This window comes from Klebsiella sp. 141162, from assembly GCF_050600755.1.
Taxonomy (GTDB): Bacteria; Pseudomonadota; Gammaproteobacteria; order Enterobacterales; family Enterobacteriaceae; genus Klebsiella; species Klebsiella aerogenes.
This window is the reverse complement of record NZ_JAQIRI010000001.1, coordinates 224,448-245,961: the sequence shown is the minus strand read 5'-3', so window position 1 is coordinate 245,961 and position 21,514 is coordinate 224,448. Positions and strand designations below refer to the sequence as shown.

General features: G+C 55.9%; 19 protein-coding genes. 3 read left to right on the top strand and 16 right to left on the bottom strand.

What is annotated here, in order from left to right:
* Positions 1-53 precede the first annotated feature (53 nt).
* The 12 genes from nuoL to PGR23_RS01105 form a co-directional block, all read right to left on the bottom strand.
* Positions 54-1,895: an NADH-quinone oxidoreductase subunit L gene (nuoL, locus tag PGR23_RS01160; RefSeq protein ID WP_015706160.1), complete on the bottom strand. Its 1,842-nt coding sequence runs from the start codon at positions 1,893-1,895 to the stop codon at positions 54-56.
* Complete coding sequence (gene nuoK, locus PGR23_RS01155) at positions 1,892-2,194, bottom strand: NADH-quinone oxidoreductase subunit NuoK (protein ID WP_004865088.1); 303 nt, start codon at positions 2,192-2,194, stop codon at positions 1,892-1,894. Before nuoK ends, nuoL begins: the two co-directional genes overlap by 4 nt.
* Positions 2,191-2,745: an NADH-quinone oxidoreductase subunit J gene (gene nuoJ / locus PGR23_RS01150; protein WP_015365591.1), complete on the bottom strand. Its 555-nt coding sequence runs from the start codon at positions 2,743-2,745 to the stop codon at positions 2,191-2,193. Before nuoJ ends, nuoK begins: the two co-directional genes overlap by 4 nt.
* An 11-nt stretch (positions 2,746-2,756) precedes the next feature.
* Positions 2,757-3,299, bottom strand: a complete 543-nt coding sequence (nuoI, locus tag PGR23_RS01145) for an NADH-quinone oxidoreductase subunit NuoI (protein ID WP_015365590.1) — start codon at positions 3,297-3,299, stop codon at positions 2,757-2,759.
* Between the two features lie 14 nt (positions 3,300-3,313).
* On the bottom strand, positions 3,314-4,291 hold the full coding sequence (gene nuoH / locus PGR23_RS01140) for an NADH-quinone oxidoreductase subunit NuoH (protein WP_015365589.1): 978 nt from the start codon (positions 4,289-4,291) through the stop codon (positions 3,314-3,316).
* Positions 4,288-7,014, bottom strand: coding sequence for an NADH-quinone oxidoreductase subunit NuoG (gene nuoG / locus PGR23_RS01135; protein ID WP_047043280.1), 2,727 nt, complete (start codon positions 7,012-7,014; stop codon positions 4,288-4,290). Before nuoG ends, nuoH begins: the two co-directional genes overlap by 4 nt.
* 32 nt (positions 7,015-7,046) lie before the next feature.
* Positions 7,047-8,384 carry an NADH-quinone oxidoreductase subunit NuoF gene (gene nuoF / locus PGR23_RS01130; protein WP_430915563.1) on the bottom strand — a complete coding sequence of 446 codons (1,338 nt, stop codon included), beginning with the start codon at positions 8,382-8,384 and terminating at the stop codon, positions 7,047-7,049.
* Positions 8,381-8,881, bottom strand: a complete 501-nt coding sequence (gene nuoE / locus PGR23_RS01125; RefSeq protein ID WP_015365586.1) for an NADH-quinone oxidoreductase subunit NuoE — start codon at positions 8,879-8,881, stop codon at positions 8,381-8,383. The genes nuoF and nuoE overlap by 4 nt, the downstream gene beginning before the upstream one ends.
* A gap of 2 nt (positions 8,882-8,883) precedes the next feature.
* A complete protein-coding gene (gene nuoC / locus PGR23_RS01120; RefSeq protein WP_015365585.1) occupies positions 8,884-10,692 on the bottom strand; it encodes an NADH-quinone oxidoreductase subunit C/D in 1,809 nt (602 codons plus the stop codon).
* A gap of 88 nt (positions 10,693-10,780) precedes the next feature.
* Positions 10,781-11,455, bottom strand: coding sequence for an NADH-quinone oxidoreductase subunit NuoB (gene nuoB, locus PGR23_RS01115; RefSeq protein ID WP_002913178.1), 675 nt, complete (start codon positions 11,453-11,455; stop codon positions 10,781-10,783).
* 15 nt (positions 11,456-11,470) lie between these two features.
* Positions 11,471-11,917 carry an NADH-quinone oxidoreductase subunit NuoA gene (gene nuoA, locus PGR23_RS01110; protein ID WP_002913181.1) on the bottom strand — a complete coding sequence of 149 codons (447 nt, stop codon included), beginning with the start codon at positions 11,915-11,917 and terminating at the stop codon, positions 11,471-11,473.
* Between the two features lie 652 nt (positions 11,918-12,569).
* The gene (locus PGR23_RS01105) at positions 12,570-13,496 is read right to left on the bottom strand and encodes a LysR family transcriptional regulator (RefSeq protein WP_045391466.1); all 927 of its coding nucleotides are present in this window, start codon (positions 13,494-13,496) and stop codon (positions 12,570-12,572) included.
* A gap of 885 nt (positions 13,497-14,381) precedes the next feature.
* Here PGR23_RS01105 and alaA point away from each other — a divergent pair.
* The gene (gene alaA, locus PGR23_RS01100; protein WP_015365583.1) at positions 14,382-15,599 is read left to right on the top strand and encodes an alanine transaminase AlaA; all 1,218 of its coding nucleotides are present in this window, start codon (positions 14,382-14,384) and stop codon (positions 15,597-15,599) included.
* A gap of 81 nt (positions 15,600-15,680) precedes the next feature.
* Positions 15,681-16,280: a 5'-deoxynucleotidase gene (yfbR, locus tag PGR23_RS01095; protein ID WP_032712094.1), complete on the top strand. Its 600-nt coding sequence runs from the start codon at positions 15,681-15,683 to the stop codon at positions 16,278-16,280.
* Between the two features lie 37 nt (positions 16,281-16,317).
* On the opposite strand, the gene PGR23_RS01090 is transcribed toward yfbR, so the two are convergent.
* From PGR23_RS01090 to yfbV, 4 genes are all read right to left on the bottom strand, one after another.
* Positions 16,318-18,150: an SLC13 family permease gene (locus PGR23_RS01090; protein ID WP_396279508.1), complete on the bottom strand. Its 1,833-nt coding sequence runs from the start codon at positions 18,148-18,150 to the stop codon at positions 16,318-16,320.
* A 76-nt stretch (positions 18,151-18,226) separates the two neighbouring features.
* Positions 18,227-18,886 carry a sugar phosphatase gene (locus PGR23_RS01085; RefSeq protein WP_047043353.1) on the bottom strand — a complete coding sequence of 220 codons (660 nt, stop codon included), beginning with the start codon at positions 18,884-18,886 and terminating at the stop codon, positions 18,227-18,229.
* Positions 18,887-18,897: 11 nt separating this feature from the next.
* Positions 18,898-19,392 carry a YfbU family protein gene (locus tag PGR23_RS01080; protein ID WP_045391472.1) on the bottom strand — a complete coding sequence of 165 codons (495 nt, stop codon included), beginning with the start codon at positions 19,390-19,392 and terminating at the stop codon, positions 18,898-18,900.
* Between the two features lie 85 nt (positions 19,393-19,477).
* Positions 19,478-19,933, bottom strand: a complete 456-nt coding sequence (yfbV, locus tag PGR23_RS01075) for a terminus macrodomain insulation protein YfbV (RefSeq protein WP_045391475.1) — start codon at positions 19,931-19,933, stop codon at positions 19,478-19,480.
* A 338-nt stretch (positions 19,934-20,271) separates the two neighbouring features.
* Here yfbV and ackA point away from each other — a divergent pair, with 338 nt between their 5' ends.
* Positions 20,272-21,474, top strand: coding sequence for an acetate kinase (gene ackA, locus PGR23_RS01070; RefSeq protein ID WP_045391478.1), 1,203 nt, complete (start codon positions 20,272-20,274; stop codon positions 21,472-21,474).
* Positions 21,475-21,514 lie beyond the last annotated feature (40 nt).

Here is a 21,514-nt window from a genome sequence, read left to right as displayed (position 1 = left end):
GGTTTCGTAGGCCCGGTAAGCAAAGCGCCACCGGGCAAAACCGCGCGATCAAATCAACGCAGTACCATCAGCAGAGCCAGCACCACCACCGCGCCGATGCTCATTGAAGCCACATACCAGCGCAGATAGCCGTTCTCGCTCACCAGCAGACCTTTGCCTGCGAAGCGGGACAGAATCGCCGGGATATTCATCAACGAGTTCAGCGGATCGCTCTTCAGCAGCCAGGCAATACCGAGGAATGGTTTCACGAACACTTTGTCGTATAACCAGTCGAAGCCCCAGGCATGGAACCACCAGGTACCGAAGAAGCGGCCAGGCGCGCTGTTGGCGATGGAAGTCACCAGCGTACGTTTGCCCAGCCACAGCCACGCGGCGATCAGGATGCCGGCGATAGCGATAATCCCGGAGGTCATTTCCAGCGTCATCACGCTACCGTGAGCGAGCTCAGTGGTCTGCGGCAGTACGCCTTCCAGCGGCGGCACAATCAGCGCGCCAACGAAGGTGGACAGAATCAGCAGCACAATCAGCGGCAGATGGTGGGTAATCCCCTTCCCTGCGTGCGCGTGAATTTGCTCTTTACCGTGGAACACGATGAAAATCATACGGAAAGTGTACAGCGAGGTCATAAAGGCGCCGACCAGGCCCGCTACCATCAGATTGATATGGCCGTTGGCCATCGCGCCAGCCAGAATCTCATCCTTACTGAAGAAGCCTGCGGTGATAAGCGGCAGAGCGGACAGCGCCGCGCCCCCCACCAGGAAGCAGACATAAACCAGCGGAATGGATTTGCGCAGGCCGCCCATCTTGAAGATGTTCTGTTCGTGATGGCAGGCGAGGATCACCGAACCGGACGACAGGAACAGCAGCGCTTTAAAGAACGCGTGCGTCATCAGGTGGAAGATCGCCGCGTCCCATGCCTGCACGCCCAGCGCGAGGAACATGTAGCCAATCTGGCTCATGGTCGAGTAAGCCAGCACGCGTTTGATGTCGGTCTGCACCAGCGCGGCGAAGCCCGCCAGCACCAGCGTGATTGCGCCAACGATACCGACCAGATGCAGCACTTCCGGCGTCATCAGGAACAGGCCGTGGGTACGGGCAATCAGGTACACGCCCGCGGTCACCATGGTAGCGGCGTGGATCAGCGCAGAGACCGGCGTCGGGCCCGCCATCGCATCGGCAAGCCACGTTTGCAGCGGCAGCTGAGCGGATTTACCGACCGCGCCGCCGAGCAGCATCAGCGTCGCCCACTGCAGCGTGGTGCTGCCGTTAGCGAAGTGCTGCGGCGCCAGCTCAACCATTTCACGGAAGTTCAGGGTGCCCAGTTCGTTATAAAGAATGAACAGCGCGAAGGCGAGGAACACGTCGCCGACGCGGGTGACCACGAACGCTTTCATCGCCGCGGCGTTGTTCTTCGGATCGGTGTAGTAGAAACCGATCAGCAGGTAAGAACAGAGACCCACGCCTTCCCAACCCAGGTACATCAACAGCAGGTTATCGGCCAGCACCAGAACGACCATGCTGGCGATAAACAGGTTGGTGTAAGCGAAGAAGCGAGAGTAGCCCTCTTCGCCGCGCATGTACCAGGAGGCGAACATGTGGATCAGGAAGCCGACGCCGGTAACCACGGAGAGCATGGTCAGAGACAGGCCATCCAGCACCAGGTTGAAGCCGATGTTGAAATCACCGACCGACATCCAGTTCCACAGCGGTACGCTGACCGCCTGTTTGCCGTTAGCGAAAAAGTCGACGCCGACGTACGCCGTCACCAGCGCCGCCAGGCCTACCGAGCCCATCCCAACGGTGGCGGAAAGATTTTCCGACCAGCGTCCGCGGGAGAAGGCCAGCAGCACAAAGCCAATCAATGGCAGAAGAATGGTTAAGGCAAGCATGTTCATCCACGCAACTCACTTACTGAATCGATGTTCAGGTTCTGGCGGCGACGATGGAGCTGCAGCAGCAGCGCCAGACCGATACTCGCTTCCGCAGCCGCGAGGCTGATAGCGAGGATATACATAATCTGACCATCAGTCTGGCCCCAGTAGCTTCCCGCGACCACGAATGCCAGCGCGGCGGCGTTAATCATGATTTCCAGGCTAATCAGCATAAATAGCAGATTGCGGCGGATCACAAGACCAGTCAGGCCGAGCACAAACAGGATGGCGGCGAGGATCAGTCCATGTGTTAAGGGGATCATGCGTGTTCCTCCGTTTTTCTTTTGTCGCTGTCGTTCACGCGATTGCTCAGCACCTCACCGGCGCGCTCTTCGCGGCCAATGTGGAAGGCGACAACCAGGCCCGCCAGCAGCAGCATGGAGGCCAGCTCCACCGCCAGGACGTACGGCCCAAACAGCGCAATACCCACTTCTTTGGCGTTGATCGCCGCGCCGTCGATACCCTGGTCATTGATGCCCAGGATGGCGTAAACGATAACCACCAGCAGCACCGCGGAAAGGATGGCCGGGCCAATCCAGATCCCCGGCTGCAGCCATTTGCGTTCCTGTTCGATCTCGGTGCCGCCCAGGTTGAGCATCATCACCACGAACACGAACAGCACCATAATGGCCCCGGCGTAAACGATGATTTCCAGCGCACCGGCGAAGTAAGCGCCCAGCGAGAAAAACACCCCGGCAATCGCTAACAGCGAAATGATCAGGTACAACAGCGCGTGCACCGGATTGGTGTGGGTGACGACCCGCAAGGTTGCGAGGATGGCTATCAGGCCACAGATATAAAAAGCGAATTCCATTGCCCCTCTCCTTACGGTAACAGGCTCTTGACGTCGATTGGCTTAGCTTCGTTTTCCGCTTCGCCCTTATCTTTGCCGTCGATTGCCATACCCGCCATCCGGTAGAAGTTATATTCCGGGTATTTGCCCGGACCGGAAATCAGCAGATCCTCTTTTTCGTACACCAGATCCTGACGTTTGTATTCGCCCAGTTCGAAGTCCGGGGTCAACTGAATCGCCGTGGTCGGGCACGCTTCTTCGCACAGGCCGCAGAAAATGCAGCGTGAGAAGTTGATGCGGAAGAACTCCGGGTACCAGCGGCCGTCTTTGGTCTCTGCTTTCTGCAGAGAGATACAGCCAACCGGGCAGGCTACCGCACACAGGTTACAGGCAACGCAGCGCTCTTCACCGTCCGGATCGCGCGTCAGCACGATACGGCCACGATAGCGCGGCGGCAGATATACCGGCTCTTCCGGGTACATCTGAGTTTCACGTTTGGCGAAGGCGTGCATCCCGATCATGCAAATACTGCGGACCTGGGTGCCGAACCCTACCAATAATTCTTTTAAGGTCATGTTCAATTCACCCCTTATTGCGCCTGCCAGAGAATGACAGCCGCCGTTACCAACAAGTTGACCAGCGTTAACGGCAGGCATACCTTCCAGCCAAAGGACATTACCTGGTCATAACGCGGACGCGGTAATGATGCGCGGATCAAAATGAACATCATCATGAAGAACGCGGTTTTCAGCGCGAACCAGATGAAAGGCGGTAACCACGGGCCATTCCAGCCGCCGAAGAACAGCGTAACGATCAGCGCTGAGACGGTGACGATACCGATGTATTCACCGACGAAGAACAGACCGAATTTCATACCGGAATATTCAATGTGGTAACCATCGGCCAGTTCCTGCTCCGCTTCCGGCTGGTCGAACGGGTGACGGTGACACACCGCCACGCCGGCGATGGCGAAAGTCACGAAGCCGAAGAACTGCGGGATGACGTTCCACAGATGCGCCTGGTTGTTGACGATATCGGTCATGTTGAATGACCCCGCCTGCGCCACCACGCCCATCAGGGAGAGACCGAGGAACACTTCGTAGCTCAGCGTTTGCGCGGAAGCACGCATCGCCCCCAGCAGCGAGTACTTGTTGTTGCTCGACCAACCGGCGAACAGGACCGCGTAAACCGCCAGGCCTGCCATCATCAGGAAGAACAGAATACCGATGTTCAGGTCGGCGACCACCCACGACGGGCTAACCGGCACGATAGCAAAGGCCAGCAGCAGCGAGGTAAAGGCGATAACCGGCGCCAGAGTAAAGATCACGCGATCGGAGAAGCGCGGGATCCAGTCCTCTTTGAAGAACATCTTGATCATGTCGGCGACCAGCTGCAGCGAACCGCCCCAGCCCACGCGGTTAGGTCCGTAGCGGTTCTGGAACAGGCCGAGCAGACGACGCTCGCCGAAGCTCATGAACGCGCCGCAGGTGACGACCACCAGCAGAATGACTACGGCCTTCAGGATGCTTAACAGAATGTCGATAAGATCCGGCGTTAACCAACTCATGCTTGCGCCTCCTGCAGTGAATCAATACGCGCCCCGGCCAGTACCGGCGCGATGCCCGGCATGCCCATCGGTAAGCCAACCTGTCCTGCGGTCAGCCCTTCAGAGATAACCAGCGGCAGACTCAGCGTCTGGCCTTCTACGCTGAAGGAAACCATCGCTCCGGCGTTGACGCCAAGCTTTGCGGCATCCGCCGGGTTCAGCTTGATGTACGGCTCAGGCATCCGGCTCTGGAACACCGGAGAGCGCTGAGACAGCTCATCGCTGCCAAACAGGTGGTAGTAAGGCGCGATACGCCATTTGCCCTCTTCCGCGTGGAAGCTGGCCGGAACCGCCGTGAAGTACTCCAGCCCGCTGGCGGAAGCTTCAATCAGACGCACGCCCGGATCGCCGTGGCGCAGTTTACCGCCCACTTCATCCTGGAATTTGTTCCATGCCTGCGGGGAGTTCCAGCCCGGCGCCCAGGCGAACGGGATCTGCGAACGCGGCGCGGACGGCTGGTTGTTCCCTTCCATTGAGAAGGCGAACATGGTGTCTTTATCCTGCGGCTGACGCGGCTCGTGCACGCTGATGTTAGCGCGCATCGCCGTGCGGCCGCTGTAGCGGTGCGGTTCACGCGCCAGCTTCTGGCCGCGAATGCGGAAGGTCGCATCCGGCGCGGCATCTTTAATGCCCGCCAGCTGCGGCAGGGCGGCAATCGCGGCATCGATGACGTGGTCCAGCTGCGTCCAGTCAACCTGACGGTTGTTAACGGTACTGTGCAGCGAATGCAGCCAGCGCCAGCTTTCCAGCATCACGGTTTTCGCGTCGTAGTAAGCCGGGTCGTAAACCTGGAAGAAGCGCTGGGCGCGGCCTTCGTTGTTCACCACGGTACCGTCGCTTTCCGCAAAGCTTGCCGCGGAGAGCACCAGGTGCGCTTTGTCCATAATCGCGGTGCGCTGATGGTCAACCACCATCACCAGCGGCGCTTTCGCAAGCGCTGCGTCGACGCGCGCGGCGGAAGCATGACGGTGCAGGTCGTTTTCCAGCACGATAACCGCGTCTGCGGCGCCGCTTTCCAGTTCGTCCAGCGCCTCTTCAAGCGAGCCGCCACCGATCATGCCCAGACCGACGCTGTTCACCGCGCGGGCAACCATCGTGATGCCAACATCGGCGCCGCGGCCTTTCAACGCTTTCGCCACGTTAGCGGCAGCCTGAATGATTTCCATGCTGCCGGCGTTAGTGCCGGAGATAATCAGCGGTTTTTTCGCCCCGGCCAGCGCCTGAACGATCACATCGACTTTACCCTGCAGGTCATGGCTCAGGCCATCAACCGCCGGCGCGCTGTCATCCAGCGCATGAGCGATAGCGAAGCCCAGACGCGCCTGATCTTCCACCGGCGCGCGGTAGGTCCACGCCGCGATGTCATCCAGGCGCGTGTCGTCGATATTAGTGACAAATAACGGATGCTTGGCGCGCTGTCCGATGTTGAGAATTGCCGCAATCTGCCAGTCGGCCACTTTCTGCGCCGCCGCCATTTCACGTGCTTTCCCTTTCACCGCCTGGCGTACCGCCAGGGCAACGCGCGCGCCGGTCTGGGTAATGTCTTCGCCCAGCACCAGTACCGCATCGTAGGATTCGATATCGCGCAGCGTCGGGGTATGGATCCCGCCTTCACGCAGCACTTTAAGCATCATCTGCAGGCGCGCTTGTTCGCCTTTAGCGATGCCGGTATAGAAGTTTTCGCTACCGACCAGCTCACGCAGCGCGAAGTTGCTTTCAATGCTGGCGCGCGGAGAACCGATACCAATGACTTTCTTCGACTGACGCAGGATATCCGCCGCCCCCTGCATCGCCTGTTCGGCGTTGAGCGCGATCAGATCGTCGCCGCGGCGCTGAACCGGCTGACGCGGACGATCTTTGAGGTTTACGTAGCCATAGCCGAAACGACCGCGGTCGCAGAGGAAGTAGCGGTTAACGGTACCGTTATAGCGGTTTTCGATACGACGCAGCTCGCCATAGCGTTCGCCAGGGCTGATGTTACAGCCAATGGAACACTGCTGGCAGATGCTCGGCGCAAACTGCATGTCCCACTTACGGTTGTAACGCTCGGAGTGCGTTTTATCGGTGAAGACGCCGGTCGGGCAAACTTCAACCAGGTTACCGGAGAACTCGCTTTCCAGCGTGCCATCTTCCGGGCGGCCGAAGTAGACGTTGTCATGAGCGCCATAAACGCCCAGATCGGTGCCGTCGGCATAATCTTTATAGTAGCGAACGCAGCGGTAGCAGGCGATGCAGCGGTTCATTTCGTGAGAAATAAATGGCCCCAGATCCTGGTTGCGGTGGGTACGCTTGGTGAAACGATAGCGGCGGAAGCTATGACCGGTCATGACCGTCATATCCTGCAGGTGGCAGTTGCCGCCCTCTTCGCAGACCGGGCAGTCGTGCGGGTGGTTAGTCATCAGCCACTCCACCACGCTTTCGCGGAACTGCTTCGCTTCGCCGTCGTCAATAGAAATAAAGGTGCCGTCGGATGCCGGAGTCATACAGGACATCACCAGGCGACCACGCGTGTCTTCCGCGTTCTGATATTGCTTCACCGCACACTGGCGGCAAGCACCGACGCTCCCTAGCGCCGGGTGCCAGCAAAAGTATGGAATATCAAGACCAAGAGAGAGACAAGCCTCTAGCAGGTTGTCCGCTCCGTTGACCTCGTATTCTTTGCCGTCTACATGAATCGTAGCCATTTGCGTGCTTCCAAAAATAAAAAACCTTTAGATTACCAGCGCGTCTTAAGCAGGTTCGGCTGAATACCGTTAATTGCATGGGTATTGCTGAACTGCTGCTTAATGCCAGCCTCGAATTCTTCGCGGAAATATTTGATAGCGCTCTGCAGCGGTTCAACCGCGCCCGGCGCGTGCGCGCAGAAGGTTTTACCCGGCCCGAGGAATCGACACAGTTGCTCAAGGGTTTCGATATCGCCAGGCTGGCCTTCGCCGCGCTCCAGGGCGCGCAGGATCTTCACGCTCCACGGCAGACCGTCGCGGCAAGGCGTACACCAGCCGCAGGATTCGCGGGCAAAAAATTCTTCGAGGTTGCGCACCAGCGGAACCATGCCGATCTCGTGGTCGACGGCCATCGCCAGCGCGGTGCCCAGACGGCTCCCTGCCTTACCAATGCTTTCAAACTCCATCGGCAAATCGAGGTGCGCTTCGGTCAGGAAGTCGGTACCGGCGCCGCCCGGCTGCCAGGCTTTAAACTTCAGGCCATCGCGCATGCCGCCAGCGTAATCTTCGAGGATCTCGCGCGCGGTGGTGCCGAACGGCAGTTCCCAGACGCCCGGATTCTTCACGCGCCCGGAGAAGCCCATCAGCTTGGTGCCGGCATCTTTGCTGGTTGAAATATTCTGGTACCACTCCACGCCGTTGGCGAGAATGGCTGGCACGTTGCACAGGGTTTCAACGTTGTTGACGCAGGTCGGTTTGCCCCATACGCCCGAGCTCGCCGGGAACGGCGGCTTGGAGCGCGGGTTCGCGCGGCGGCCTTCCAGCGAGTTGATAAGCGCCGTCTCTTCACCGCAGATATAGCGCCCTGCCCCGGTATGCACGAACAGCTCGAAGTCAAAACCGGTGCCGAGGATATTTTTCCCCAACAGGCCCGCTTCGGTGGCTTCGGCAATCGCACGACGCAGATGCTGCGCCGCTTCGATATATTCGCCGCGCAGGAAGATGTAACCGCGGTATGCCTTCAGCGCAAAGGCGGAGATCAGCATACCTTCCACCAGCAGGTGCGGCAGCTGTTCCATCAGCAGACGGTCTTTATAGGTACCCGGTTCCATTTCATCGGCGTTACACAGCAGGTAACGGATGTTCATGGACTCGTCTTTCGGCATCAGGCTCCACTTCAGACCGGTGGAAAAGCCCGCGCCGCCGCGCCCTTTCAGGCCGGCGTCTTTTACCGCATTGACGATTTCATCCGGCCCCATGCCGCCTAAGGCTTTGCGCGCCCCTTCATAACCGTTTTTGCTGCGATACTCGTCCAGCCATACCGGCTGCTTGTCATCGCGCAGACGCCAGGTTAATGGATGCGTTTCGGCAGTACGAATAATGGTTTTCATTTATACCGCTCCAGGAGGTCAGGAATCGCTTCCGGCGTCAGATAACTGTGCGTGTCGTCATCAATCATCATGGTCGGCCCCTTGTCGCAGTTGCCAAGGCAACAGGTCGGCAGCAGCGTGAAGCGGCCATCAAAGGTGGTTTGACCCGGTTTGATGTCCAGCTTTTTCTCGATAGCCGACTGGATCCCCTGGAAGCCGGTGATATGGCACACCACGCTGTCGCAGTAGCGGATCACGTGACGGCCAACCGGCTGGCGGAAGATCTGGCTATAGAATGTCGCCACGCCTTCGACGTCGCTTGCCGGGATCCCCAGCACATCGGCGATCGCGTAGATCGCGCCATCCGGCACCCAGCCGCGCTGTTTTTGAACAATTTTCAGCGCTTCGATGGACGCCGCACGCGGGTCTTCGTAGTGGTGCTTCTCGTGCTCAATAGCCTCACGCTCTGCCGCACTCAGCTCAAAAGCCTCGGTTTGTGGTTGTTGATTCTCGTGCATAATTAGCGGTCCACGTCTGACATAACAAAATCGATACTACCCAGATAGACGATAAGGTCGGATACCAGGCTACCGCGGATCGCCGCCGGGATCTGCTGCAGGTGCGCATAGCTCGGGGTACGAATACGGGTACGGTAACTCATGGTGCTGCCGTCGCTGGTCAGGTAGTAACTGTTAATCCCCTTCGTCGCTTCAACCATCTGGAAGGATTCGTTGGCCGGCATCACCGGGCCCCAGGAAACCTGCAGGAAGTGAGTAATCAGGGTCTCAATGTGCTGCAGCGTGCGCTCTTTCGGCGGCGGCGTGGTCAGCGGGTGATCCGCTTTGAACGGGCCTTCCGGCATATTATCGAGGCACTGCTGGAGAATGCGCAGGCTCTGGCGCAGCTCTTCCACTTTCAGCATCACGCGGGTGTAGCAGTCGGAAACGCCGCCGCCGGTCGGGATTTCAAAGTCGAAGTTTTCGTAGCCAGAATAAGGACGCCATTTACGCACGTCGAAGCCGATACCGGTCGCGCGCAGACCTGCGCCGGTGGTGCCCCACTCCAGCGCTTCTTTCGCGGTGTAGGCGGCAACGCCTTTCGAGCGGCCAATCAGAATGGTGTTGCGCAGCGCGGCTTTCTCATAGGAATCCAGGCGCTTCGGCATCCACTCAAGGAATTCACGCAGCAGGCGATCCCAGCCGCGCGGCAGGTCGTGGGCGACGCCGCCGATGCGGAACCACGCCGGGTGCATACGGAAACCGGTGATCGCTTCGACCAGATCGTAGATTTTCTGACGGTCGGTAAAGGCGAAGAAGACCGGCGTCATCGCGCCGACATCCTGAATAAAGGTCGAGATATACAGCAGGTGGCTGTTGATGCGGAACAGTTCGGACAGCATCACGCGGATCACGTTCACGCGATCCGGCACGGTGATCCCGGCCAGTTTTTCCACCGCCAGTACGTACGGCATCTCGTTGACGCAGCCGCCGAGGTATTCAATACGGTCGGTGTAAGGGATGTAGCTGTGCCAGGACTGGCGTTCGCCCATCTTCTCCGCGCCGCGGTGGTGGTAGCCGATGTCCGGCACGCAGTCGACGATCTCTTCGCCATCCAGCTGCAGAATGATACGGAATGCGCCGTGAGCGGACGGGTGGTTCGGGCCGAGGTTGAGGAACATAAAGTCCTCGTTTTCGGTGCCGCGCTTCATGCCCCACTCTTCCGGCTTGAAGGTTAACGCTTCCATTTCCAGATCCTGCTTGGCTTTAGTCAGCTCAAACGGATCGAATTCGGTGGCGCGCGCCGGATAGTCTTTACGCAGCGGGTGGCCTTCCCATGTCGGCGGCATCATGATGCGGCGCAGATTCGGGTGACCGTCAAAGGTCACGCCAAACATTTCCCAGGTTTCACGCTCATACCAGTTGGCGTTAGGGAAAAGTTTGGTGAAGGTCGGCAGATGCAGATCGTTTTCAGACAACGCCACCTTGAGCATGATATCGCGGTTGCGGTCTACTGAGATCAGGTGGTAGAAAACGGAAAAATCCGCGGCTGGCAAGCCATCGCGGTGCGTACGTAAACGTTCGTCCATGCCGTGCAGGTCAAACAGCATCACGTAAGGTTTTGGCAATCTCTTCAGGAAATCACCCACCTCAAGCAGTTGTTCGCGCTTCACCCATACCACCGGAACGCCGGTACGGGTAGGCTGAACGGTAAAGGCATCCGGCCCAAAACGGTTGCGCAGTTCGCCGATCACCGGGTCATCAAGGTGATCGCGGGTTTGCCAGGCTGGTGCGGCGTCATGCGCGGTTAAATCAGTCATATTGTTCACCATTGCAAAAGGTCCGTGGTGACTGCCGGGCGAGGCTTCGCTGCTTTTGTAGATTGATTTGCGAAGTCTGGTTCCCGCCCGCAGGCGCAAGTTAAATCTCGTCCGGAGTCCGCAGATTGGTCACCGCAATTCGTTCGCCGCGTTTACGCTCGCGCTCGGATTGCATGTTGGCGCGATAGACGCCCTGATCGCCAACCACCCAGGAGAGAGGACGGCGCTCTTTACCAATGGATTCCTGCAGCAGCATCAGCGCCTGCATATAAGCTTCCGGACGCGGCGGACAGCCCGGGATGTAAACATCAACCGGAATAAACTTGTCCACGCCCTGCACGACGGAGTAGATATCGTACATCCCGCCGGAGTTAGCGCATGCGCCCATAGAGATAACCCACTTCGGCTCCAGCATCTGATCGTACAGGCGCTGAATTACCGGGGCCATTTTGGTGAAGCAGGTGCCGGCGACCACCATCAGGTCGGCCTGACGCGGAGAGGCACGCAGTACTTCCGCGCCAAAACGCGCAACGTCATGCACCGCAGTGAATGACGTCACCATTTCTACATAGCAGCAAGACAGGCCGAAGTTGTACGGCCAAATCGAGTTCTTACGGCCCCAGTTCACCATGTCATGCAGCGCGTGTTCGAGTTTCCCCATATACACGCTTTTATTGACTTCTTGCTCCAGGGGGTCGGTTACGATCTCCTGTTTTTGCAGGGGGTAACGGTCGTTCTCACCGTTAGGATCTATGCGGGTGAGCGTATAATCCATCTTATTGCCTCGCTTTTACTGCATATGACGGTTAGTGGGACTGTCTGTTTCCGGGTTAACCAGCGTGCGACGGGAACGCGCAGGCGTCCAGTCCAGTGCGCCGATGCGAACGAGGTAAACCAGACCAGCCAGTAGCACTAAAATGAAAATTGCGGCTTCCACAAAGCCAACCCAACCGCTTTCGCGAATGGAGGTTGACCATGCGTAGAGATACAGGGCTTCCACGTCGAAGATAACGAAGAACATGGCGACCAGATAAAACTTCGCAGAAAGACGTAAGCGGGCCGAACCAACGGAGTCGATCCCCGATTCAAACGGCGTGTTTTTGCTACGCGCGCGCGCGCGACCGCCGAGGTACCAGCCGCCGACGAGCATCAGGCAGCACAGACCGATAGCGATGATGAGAAATATAGCGAATGCCCAATGATGAGCGATGACTTCAGTGGATGTTGACATACGCATTGCTTAACCAAAAAAGTGTAGCGCCAAAACCCTCTGCTCTTGATGGCAGATGAACGCCACAGCGTTTCACGGGAGGAATAAAAAAATGACCTTGCAAAAAAGCGTCCCTGGTTGATGAGGAAGCCCAAATGCCGTGGCTTTTTACCCCTTTCTTTAACCTTTTGTCAACTTTAACAAAAGTTTTAACTACATTAATTTACATTGGAATCTTTTCATTAACATTAAATGCCCTTTGTTGCGTAATAACCTTGCATATCATTCGGATTTAGTGTTGTTGAATCGTGTCCGTTTTAGACGTAAATCAGTTTCGCCAATCTATTTTGACAGGATTTGGCCGCGATTCCTCCCCCCAAGTAGGGGTATTTTCTTGATCTGTGACACGCTTTTGTTAATTACATCAGAAAAACGGCAACAATCCGTCCGGTTTTTTAACATTAGCAGGAAGTATTGAAACTGCAGCTAAAAACAGGGAAACAATGGCCGCTTCCGGGTCAACCTATTGATTCATATATCAATAAATTATTAAACTGCTTAAAATCCTTGTAAAATATAAAAAAAAAGAGCCACTGACCTCATTTTGTCGATCGGCGGCTCTTTTTTACACTTACATTTTGTTACCGGATTATTGTGATCGATATATGATAATTTGGCTTTATGAAACCAGGGAGCCGTCTCCCCCTTCCGGGGTATAGAGCGTTTCTGTTTTCCACGGGTTATGGTCCTGGCTCAGCGACTGAAAAATTGCCTGCGCCAGCTCGTTTTCCCGCTGTGGATTACAGCTCAACACATAGTGGGTATCCGGCAAACCCGGTAGGCCATCGCTTTTACCCGGCACGCGCAGCTCAGGGCTCATCATTTCAACCGGTCGCGCGGTGACGCCAAGCCCCGCCTTCACCGCGGCTTTTACCCCGGCCAGAGAACTGGCGGCATGCGCCAGATGCCAGGGGACCTGCGCGGCATTAAGCGCGGAAATGATATCTTCACGGAACGGCCCTGACTCTTCGAGCAGCACCAGCGGAACGGATTCTCCGTGCGCCAGTACGTAATCCGCGGCGCAGTACCACAGCGTCGGCGAGGTACGCAGCGTCAGGACGTCAAATTCGCCGGTTTGATGGGTAGTTAACGCCAGGTCAATCTCGCCGCTGCCTAACTTCGCGACGATATCGGCGTAATTCAGGACCTTAATTTCCAGCGTTAGTTTGGGATAGAAGCTGCCGATTCGATTGAGCAGATAAGGTAGAATGGTATCCGCCGTTTCATCGGCAGCGCCGATAGTCAACGTCCCCTGCAGGCTGCCAAACATTAGCGACATGCAGGCTTCATCATTAAAACGCAGTATTTTACGCGCGTAGCTGAGCAGTTGAATCCCCTGCTCGGTCAGTAATTTATTACGCCCATGGCGAGCGAAAAGCTCTTTGCCAACCAGTTGCTCCAGGCGCTGCATCTGCTGACTGACGGCGGACTGGGTACGACATACCGCGGCAGCGGCCGCCGCAAAGGTGCTCAGATCGGCGACGGCGACGAAGGTCCGCAGCAGATCGAGATCGAGATTCAGTATCGGACGATTTGCATTTATCATATTTCTTCACTTACAGGCGCTGGTGCTGGCCTGCCTTGTTGATGCTGTATCCAGGTTTCCGGCTATTCCATGAGCCTCGTGCCGAGCGGACAATTGCCGCAGATGACAACTGGAAGAACGTCATTGCATGTGAAAGCACTCGTTCGCGACAAATGTGCGAAAAATTTGAGTAATATTTTGTTCGTAGCTCTACGCATTTTTAATTACTGAGACTTACGTTATGTGATGAATCTCAAACAAAGTCTGCAATAACAAATCTCGTTACGCCCGGAAGCCCGACACGCATAACAACGCCTGCTGGAACACAAACAAAAAAGCCTGCAATAACAATATATTAATAAAATCACGCCGTTAAACAGAGGTTTATACGTCGATATTAACCGTCATATCCTAACCGAAAACCACAATATTTATAAGCGCTAATCAGTATTATCTAAGGTAATTTTAAACATTTTTGCAGCACTATAATTAAATTAACAAAACCCGAAATAATCTATGCAATCAAATATACCTGATTCATTAATTGGCATGTTTTATTAAAAAAAATTAACATAGTTGCTACAGTTATCAGCACCCTCTTTCTTATTAGCATAGTGTCTTTTAGCGGTTAAAATTCAGGCAACCCGCTTTTTCCATCAGCAACAAACCAGATAAATATCCATGTATCTGCGCAATATGCGCAACATAAAACCATTCCAAAACCCATATCAGGCACATTATATAAAGAATAACGCCATTACACAGATAAATTCATTACTCTAAAAAAATACTATTCGCAAAATCTTCTCCTGTTAACCCTTCAAAACAGCGGGGATGCGGAGTACATTGTTCCGTGCTGACTTCCACGGCAGGGAGTGGCGATAACAGCTAAAAGGTCAAAGGTTCATGTCCCCTATCGAAAAATCCAGCAAGTTAGAGAATGTCTGTTACGACATCCGCGGTCCGGTTCTCAAAGAAGCAAAACGCCTTGAAGAAGAAGGCAACAAGGTACTCAAGCTGAATATCGGCAACCCGGCGCCGTTCGGCTTTGATGCGCCTGACGAAATCCTCGTCGACGTTATCCGCAATCTGCCGACCGCCCAGGGCTACAGCGACTCAAAAGGTCTCTATTCCGCCCGTAAAGCAATTATGCAGCACTACCAGGCGCGCGGAATGCGCGATGTTACCGTGGAAGATATCTATATCGGTAACGGCGTTTCTGAGCTGATAGTCCAGGCCATGCAGGCGCTGCTCAACAGCGGCGACGAAATGCTGGTTCCAGCCCCGGACTACCCGCTGTGGACCGCGGCGGTCTCGCTTTCCAGCGGCAAAGCGGTGCACTATCTGTGCGACGAATCCTCAGACTGGTTCCCGGATCTCGACGATATCCGCGCCAAAATAACGCCGCGCACCCGCGGGATCGTCATCATTAACCCGAATAACCCAACGGGCGCCGTTTATTCCAAAGAGCTGCTGCAGGAGATTGTCGAGATCGCCCGTCAGCACAACCTGATTATTTTCGCCGACGAAATCTACGACAAGATCCTGTATGACGACGCCGAACATCACTCTATCGCCGCGCTGGCGCCGGATATGTTAACCGTCACCTTCAACGGGCTGTCGAAGACCTATCGCGTCGCTGGTTTCCGCCAGGGCTGGATGGTGCTGAACGGGCCGAAAAAGCACGCCAAAGGCTATATCGAAGGGCTGGAAATGCTGGCCTCGATGCGCCTGTGCGCCAACGTCCCGGCGCAACACGCTATCCAAACCGCGCTAGGCGGCTATCAGAGCATTAGCGAGTTTATCATTCCGGGCGGGCGCTTGTATGAGCAACGTAACCGCGCCTGGGAGTTAATCAACGAGATCCCGGGCGTCTCCTGCGTCAAGCCAAAAGGCGCGCTGTATATGTTCCCGAAAATCGACGCCAAACGCTTTAATATCCACGATGACCAGAAGATGGTGCTCGATTTCCTGCTGCAGGAGAAAGTGCTGCTGGTCCAGGGTACCGCCTTCAACTGGCCGTGGCCGGATCACGTGCGTATCGTCACCCTGCCGCGTGAAGATGACCTGGAAATGGCGATTTCCCGCTTCGGGCGCTTCCTCTCCGGCTATCATCAGCTTTAATCGCGCCGCCGCCGGTATTTGCATCCGGCGGCGATCCCTGCGCACAATGGAACCCGATGTTGTCACTGCTTAAGGGTTCCTATGAGTCAGAGTCATTTCTTTGCCCACCTCTCCCGCCTGAAACTAATTAACCGCTGGCCATTGATGCGCAACGTGCGCACCGAGAACGTCTCCGAGCACAGTTTGCAGGTGGCGATGGTCGCCCACGCGCTGGCGGCGATTAAGAACCGCAAGTTTGGCGGCCAGGTCAACGCCGAACGCATTGCCCTGCTGGCGATGTATCACGATGCCTCCGAGGTCCTCACCGGCGATCTGCCCACGCCGGTGAAATATTTCAATTCGCAGATTGCCCAGGAATATAAGGCGATTGAAAAAATCGCTCAGCAAAAACTGGTCGATATGGTTCCCGATGAGCTGCGCGATATCTTTGAGCCCCTGATTGATGAACACCATTACAGCGAAGAAGAGCAGTCGATTGTGAAGCAGGCCGACGCCCTGTGCGCCTATCTGAAATGTCTTGAAGAGCTTTCTGCCGGCAATAACGAATTTCTGCTGGCGAAAGGTCGGCTGGAAAAAACGCTGGAGTCGCGCCGTAGCCCGGAGATGGATTACTTTATGCAGGTATTTGTCCCGAGCTTCCAGCTGTCGCTCGATGAAATCAGCCAGGATTCACCGCTTTAATATTCAGGCCGGGCAGCCCCTGCCCGGCCTGAATGAATTAAAACGGAAAGAGTACCGGGATCAGCAGTACGCAGACCACCATCACCAGTACGGTGAAGGGCACACCGATTTTGACAAAATCACTGAACGAATATTTACCGGGTCCGAGCACCAGCGTATTAACCGGTGAAGAGACCGGGGTCATAAACGCCGCCGAAGCCGCCATCGCCACCACCATGGCAAAAGGATATGGCGATACTCCCATCGATTTCGCCGCCGCCAGAGCAATTGGCGCCATCAGCACCGCCGTCGCGGTATTCGAGATAAACAGACCAATCGCCGCGCACATCACAAACAGACAACCCAGCATCAAATAGGGGCCTTTACTTCCGGCGACGTCCATTAATCCCTGCACCACTAAATCCACGCCGCCGGTTTTCTGCAACGCCAGGGCGAAGGGCATCATACCCACGATCAAAATGATGCTCGGCCAGTGGATCGCCTTATAGGCGCTCTCGGCGTTAATACAGCGAAACTTGCCCATCAACAGGCAGGCGATGATGGCGGCGATAGGGTTGGGGATTTCATCGGTAAGCATCAGCGCTACCATTAACACCAGGCAGAAAATGGCGTGCGGCGCCTGGCTGTGCGCGGGCGAAGCATCGTTGACCTCTACCGGCATATTCAGCACCACAAAATCGCGGCCGCGTTTAGCCAGCATGGCTATCTGCCGCCAGTTGCCAACTACCAGCATAATGTCGCCTAACTGGAGTTGTTCATCGACTACCGCGCCGTCGAGCGCTTTACCATCGCGCTTCAGGCCAACGATATTCAGACCAAAACGGGTACGGAAGGCCATCTCGCGCACCGTTTTGCCGATAAGCTCTGAGTCAGGGATTAACGAAACTTCCGCCATACCGACGTCCAGCGCCTGGTCGGAAAAGTATTCGCCGCGCAGCACCATCGGCTCAAGCATCTGCTCGCCGCAAAACTGCCGCAGATCGACGTCGGATGCCGACATATCGATCAGCAACACGTCGCGGGCGCGAAACTCCGACACCCCGTTAACGTTGACGATCACCCGGCGAAAACGCCGCCAGCGTTCGACGCCGATAACGTTGGCGCAGTAACGTTCACGCAGCTTTAAATCATCAAGCCGCTGGCCGATCATCGGCGAGCCCGGACGAATCGCCAGCCGGCGCGCCCTACCGGTGAGGTGGTACTCTTTGATTAAATCGCGGAAGGTGCTTTTCTTGCGGCCATCGCGGGCGGCGCTGTCATCTTCGCCCTTCAGCATAAAGCGCATCACCAGCATATAGACGATACCCAACACCAGCACCACCAGGCCAATCGGGGTCACGCTGAAGAAGCTGAAGCCATGCAACCCCTCGCGCAGCAGCTCACTGTTGACCACCAGGTTCGGCGGCGTCGCCACCAGCGTCATCATGCCGCTAATCAGCCCGGCGAAGCTTAGCGGCATCATCAGCCGCGACGGCGAGGTATTCATACGCAGCGAGACGCTGAGCACTACCGGAATAAATATCGCCACTACGCCGGTTGAGCTCATAAACGCCCCCAGTCCGGCAACGGTGAGCATCAGGTAGACCAGCATTTTGGTTTCGCTATTGCCGGCAACCTTGACCAGCCAGGAGCCCATCTTAGTCGCCACGCCGGTGCGCACCAGGCCGTCGCCAATGATAAATAAAGCAGCAATGAGAATAACGTTCGGATCGCTAAAGCCGGAGAAGGCTTCGCTGAGGGTTAAGGTACCGCTAAGCACAAACGCAACTATCACCATCAGCGCGATGGCATCCATGCGCACCTTGCCGGTCGCAAACAAGACAACCGTGATGGCCAGTAGCGATAACACCCAAATCAATTCACCGTTCACAACTTATCCTTGTCTGAAGAGGGAGCCGAAATTGTGGCACAAAAAAGCCCCGGCAACGCGGGGCTAAGTCATGAGATTATGCTTTAAGATTCACCTGAACATTGCCATCCGCCTGCCGCTCAATGCGCAAGCTTTCGAGGGTCGTCAGCACCAGATCGGCCTCATCAAGGCGCGGCGCATCGGCCGGAACGTTGACGGCGATGGTGCGGCATCCGGCAGCCAGCCCGGAAAGCAGCCCCGCCGGCGCATCTTCCACCACCGCGCACTGTTGTGCCGGTATGCCCAGCAGTTCGGCGCCGAGCAGATAGGCATCCGGCGCCGGTTTCCCCTTCTTCACCTGCTCGGCGGTAACGAACACTTTCGGCATCGGCAGACCTGCCGCGCGGTGGCGGGCGTGAGCAACCGGAATGGAACCCGAAGTCACGATAGCCCACGGGATCCCCGCTTCATTAAGCGTATTCAGCAAGCTTAACGCGCCCGGCAGTGCGACAATGCCGTCGATATCGGTGGCTTCAATCTGCTCAAGGAAGCGGAACTCGGCCTGAATATCCTCTTCGCTGCGCCCCGGCATAAAATGACGAATCGAAGTGATGGCCTGTTTACCGTGAATGAAACCGAGAATCTCATCGTGCGGAATGCCGAAACGATCGCCCCATTTACACCATGAACGCTCGACCACCGGCAAAGAATCCACCAGCGTCCCGTCGAGATCGAACAGGAAACCTTTACACTGCACGGGCACCTCCATCAGGCATTGATAATTTGGTTAATTTCGTTACTACTCAAGTGATACTGGCGCGGGCAGGAGTGCCAGGCGGCCAGCATACGCTGGTATTTTTCCCACATCGGCGTCTGCGAGTTAAAGCCGTGAGTCCCGGCGTCGAAGTGGCTATAGCGCCCTTCTACATTGACCATAAAGCGCACGTAGCCGAGATAGCGGGCCTCGGTGGCGACGTCAAAACCAAGGAAGGTCACCCGACGTTCATCGATAGCGGACGCGTCCTTCAGGTTGGTCCACGAAACGTGCAGCGCGTGGTACATCTCCATGATATCGATAATGGTCCGGCAGGTTTCTTCCGTCAGTTGGCCAAACTCGCGGTCCAGCTCGCGCATTTGCAGCCCATATCCACGCTCGATGATGGTCTGTAGACGGCGGTAACGTTCGGCGTTGTCCGGGTCGAGCATAGTCATCATCTTGTACTGATTGGACAAAATCAGACGCTGCGCATTGGTCATTTCCATTTTTGACTCCTGTAGCACTTACGGCGTGAAATAAAGAAGGCGCATAAATCATGCGCCTTCTTTTATATGCGTTTTCCGTATGGAATTACAAATCATCAAGGAAAGTTTTATCCAGTTGTTTGAAGGCGCGCTTAAGCGTGTCAGCCAGCGCCTGGTAATCCGGCTTGCCGTCAACCGGCGCTAACGCCTGCCCGGCCTCTTGTAATTTGCCGCGCACTTCATAAAACCAGTTCAATATTGATGGCGGTAATGGCGTCACGGAACGCTTGCCCAACCACCACAGCCCCTGCATCGGCAGGCTTAAGGCAAACAGCGCGGTGGCGACGGCCGGGCCAAGCTGGCCGCCGAGCGCTATCTGCCAGCATAAGGTGAAGACCGCAACCGGCGGCATGATGCGAATCGCGTAGCGGGTAGCGCGAATAATGCGGTTTTCGACAAACACCGGCGCCAATCGCTTATCGAGGGGCCAGGTCTTCGCATAGTGCTGCCCGCGACGAAACAAGCTAAAAAAGCTAACGGGGCGATTCTCAGGGGTCGACATGGCTATACCTCAACTTTACATATAAAACTTAAAATTTTCGTGCAAAACACCAACTGTGCATGACAACGTTCAAAAGATTTTGGCAATGGATGCGGCAATCAGGTATCCTGTGCCCACCTGAGAGGGCGGTTAGACCCTTTTACCAGGTTAGTCAAATTATCGCATATTCTGCTGCTGGCGGAAAATTATGCAAAATGACATAAAATCATATGTACTTCCCTCATCGTGCCAGAAAACAGAACAAGGCATGATGTTAATCATAAATGTCGATGTCATCCTGCGCTACGCTTTGTGACACACTGATGTTTTTTTAGCCACGTATCATAAAAGGTACTTCCATGTCGAGTAAGTTAGTACTGGTTCTGAACTGCGGTAGCTCTTCCCTGAAATTTGCTATCCTGGATGCCGTTAACGGTGACGAATATCTCTCCGGTTTAGCCGAATGTTTCCATCTTCCTGAAGCCCGTATCAAATGGAAAATGGACGGCGGCAAACACGAAGCTGAGTTAGGCGCAGGCGCCGCTCACAGTGAAGCGCTGAACTTTATCGTTAACACTATTCTGGCACAAAAACCAGAACTGTCAGCACAGCTGACCGCAATTGGCCATCGTATCGTTCACGGCGGTGAAAAATACACCAGTTCCGTCGTCATCGACGATTCCGTTATTCAGGGCATCAAAGATTCCGCTTCCTTCGCACCGCTGCACAACCCGGCGCACCTGATCGGTATCGCTGAAGCGCTGAAATCCTTCCCGCACCTGAAAGACAAGAACGTTGCCGTGTTCGACACCGCGTTCCATCAGACCATGCCGGAAGAGTCCTACCTGTACGCCCTGCCGTACAGCCTGTACAAAGAGCACGGCGTACGTCGTTACGGCGCGCACGGCACCAGCCACTACTATGTGACTCAGGAAGCCGCTAAGGTACTGAACAAGCCGGTTGAAGAACTGAACATCATCACCTGCCACCTCGGCAACGGTGGTTCCGTTTCCGCTATCCGTAACGGTAAATGCGTTGATACCTCCATGGGTCTGACCCCGCTGGAAGGTCTGGTGATGGGTACTCGCTCTGGCGATATCGACCCGGCGATCATTTTCCACCTGCACGACGCGCTGGGTATGAGCGTAGATGCTATCAACAAAATGCTGACCAAAGAGTCCGGCCTGCTGGGTCTGACCGAAGTCACCAGCGACTGCCGCTACGTTGAGGACAACTACGCGGATAAAGCTGACGCTAAGCGCGCAATGGACGTTTATTGCCACCGCCTGGCGAAATACATCGGTTCTTACACCGCGCTGATGGACGGTCGTCTGGACGCGGTTATCTTCACCGGTGGTATCGGTGAAAACGCCGCGATGGTTCGTGAACTGTCCCTGGGTAAACTGGGCGTTCTGGGCTTCGAAGTTGATCACGAGCGTAACCTGGCTGCCCGTTTCGGTAAGTCTGGCTTCATCAACAAAGAAGGTACCCGCCCTGCCGTGGTTATCCCGACCAACGAAGAGCTGGTTATCGCTCAAGACGCACACCGTCTGACCGCTTAATTCCACACCGCCAGCGATAACCCTGACGTCTTCGAGTTGC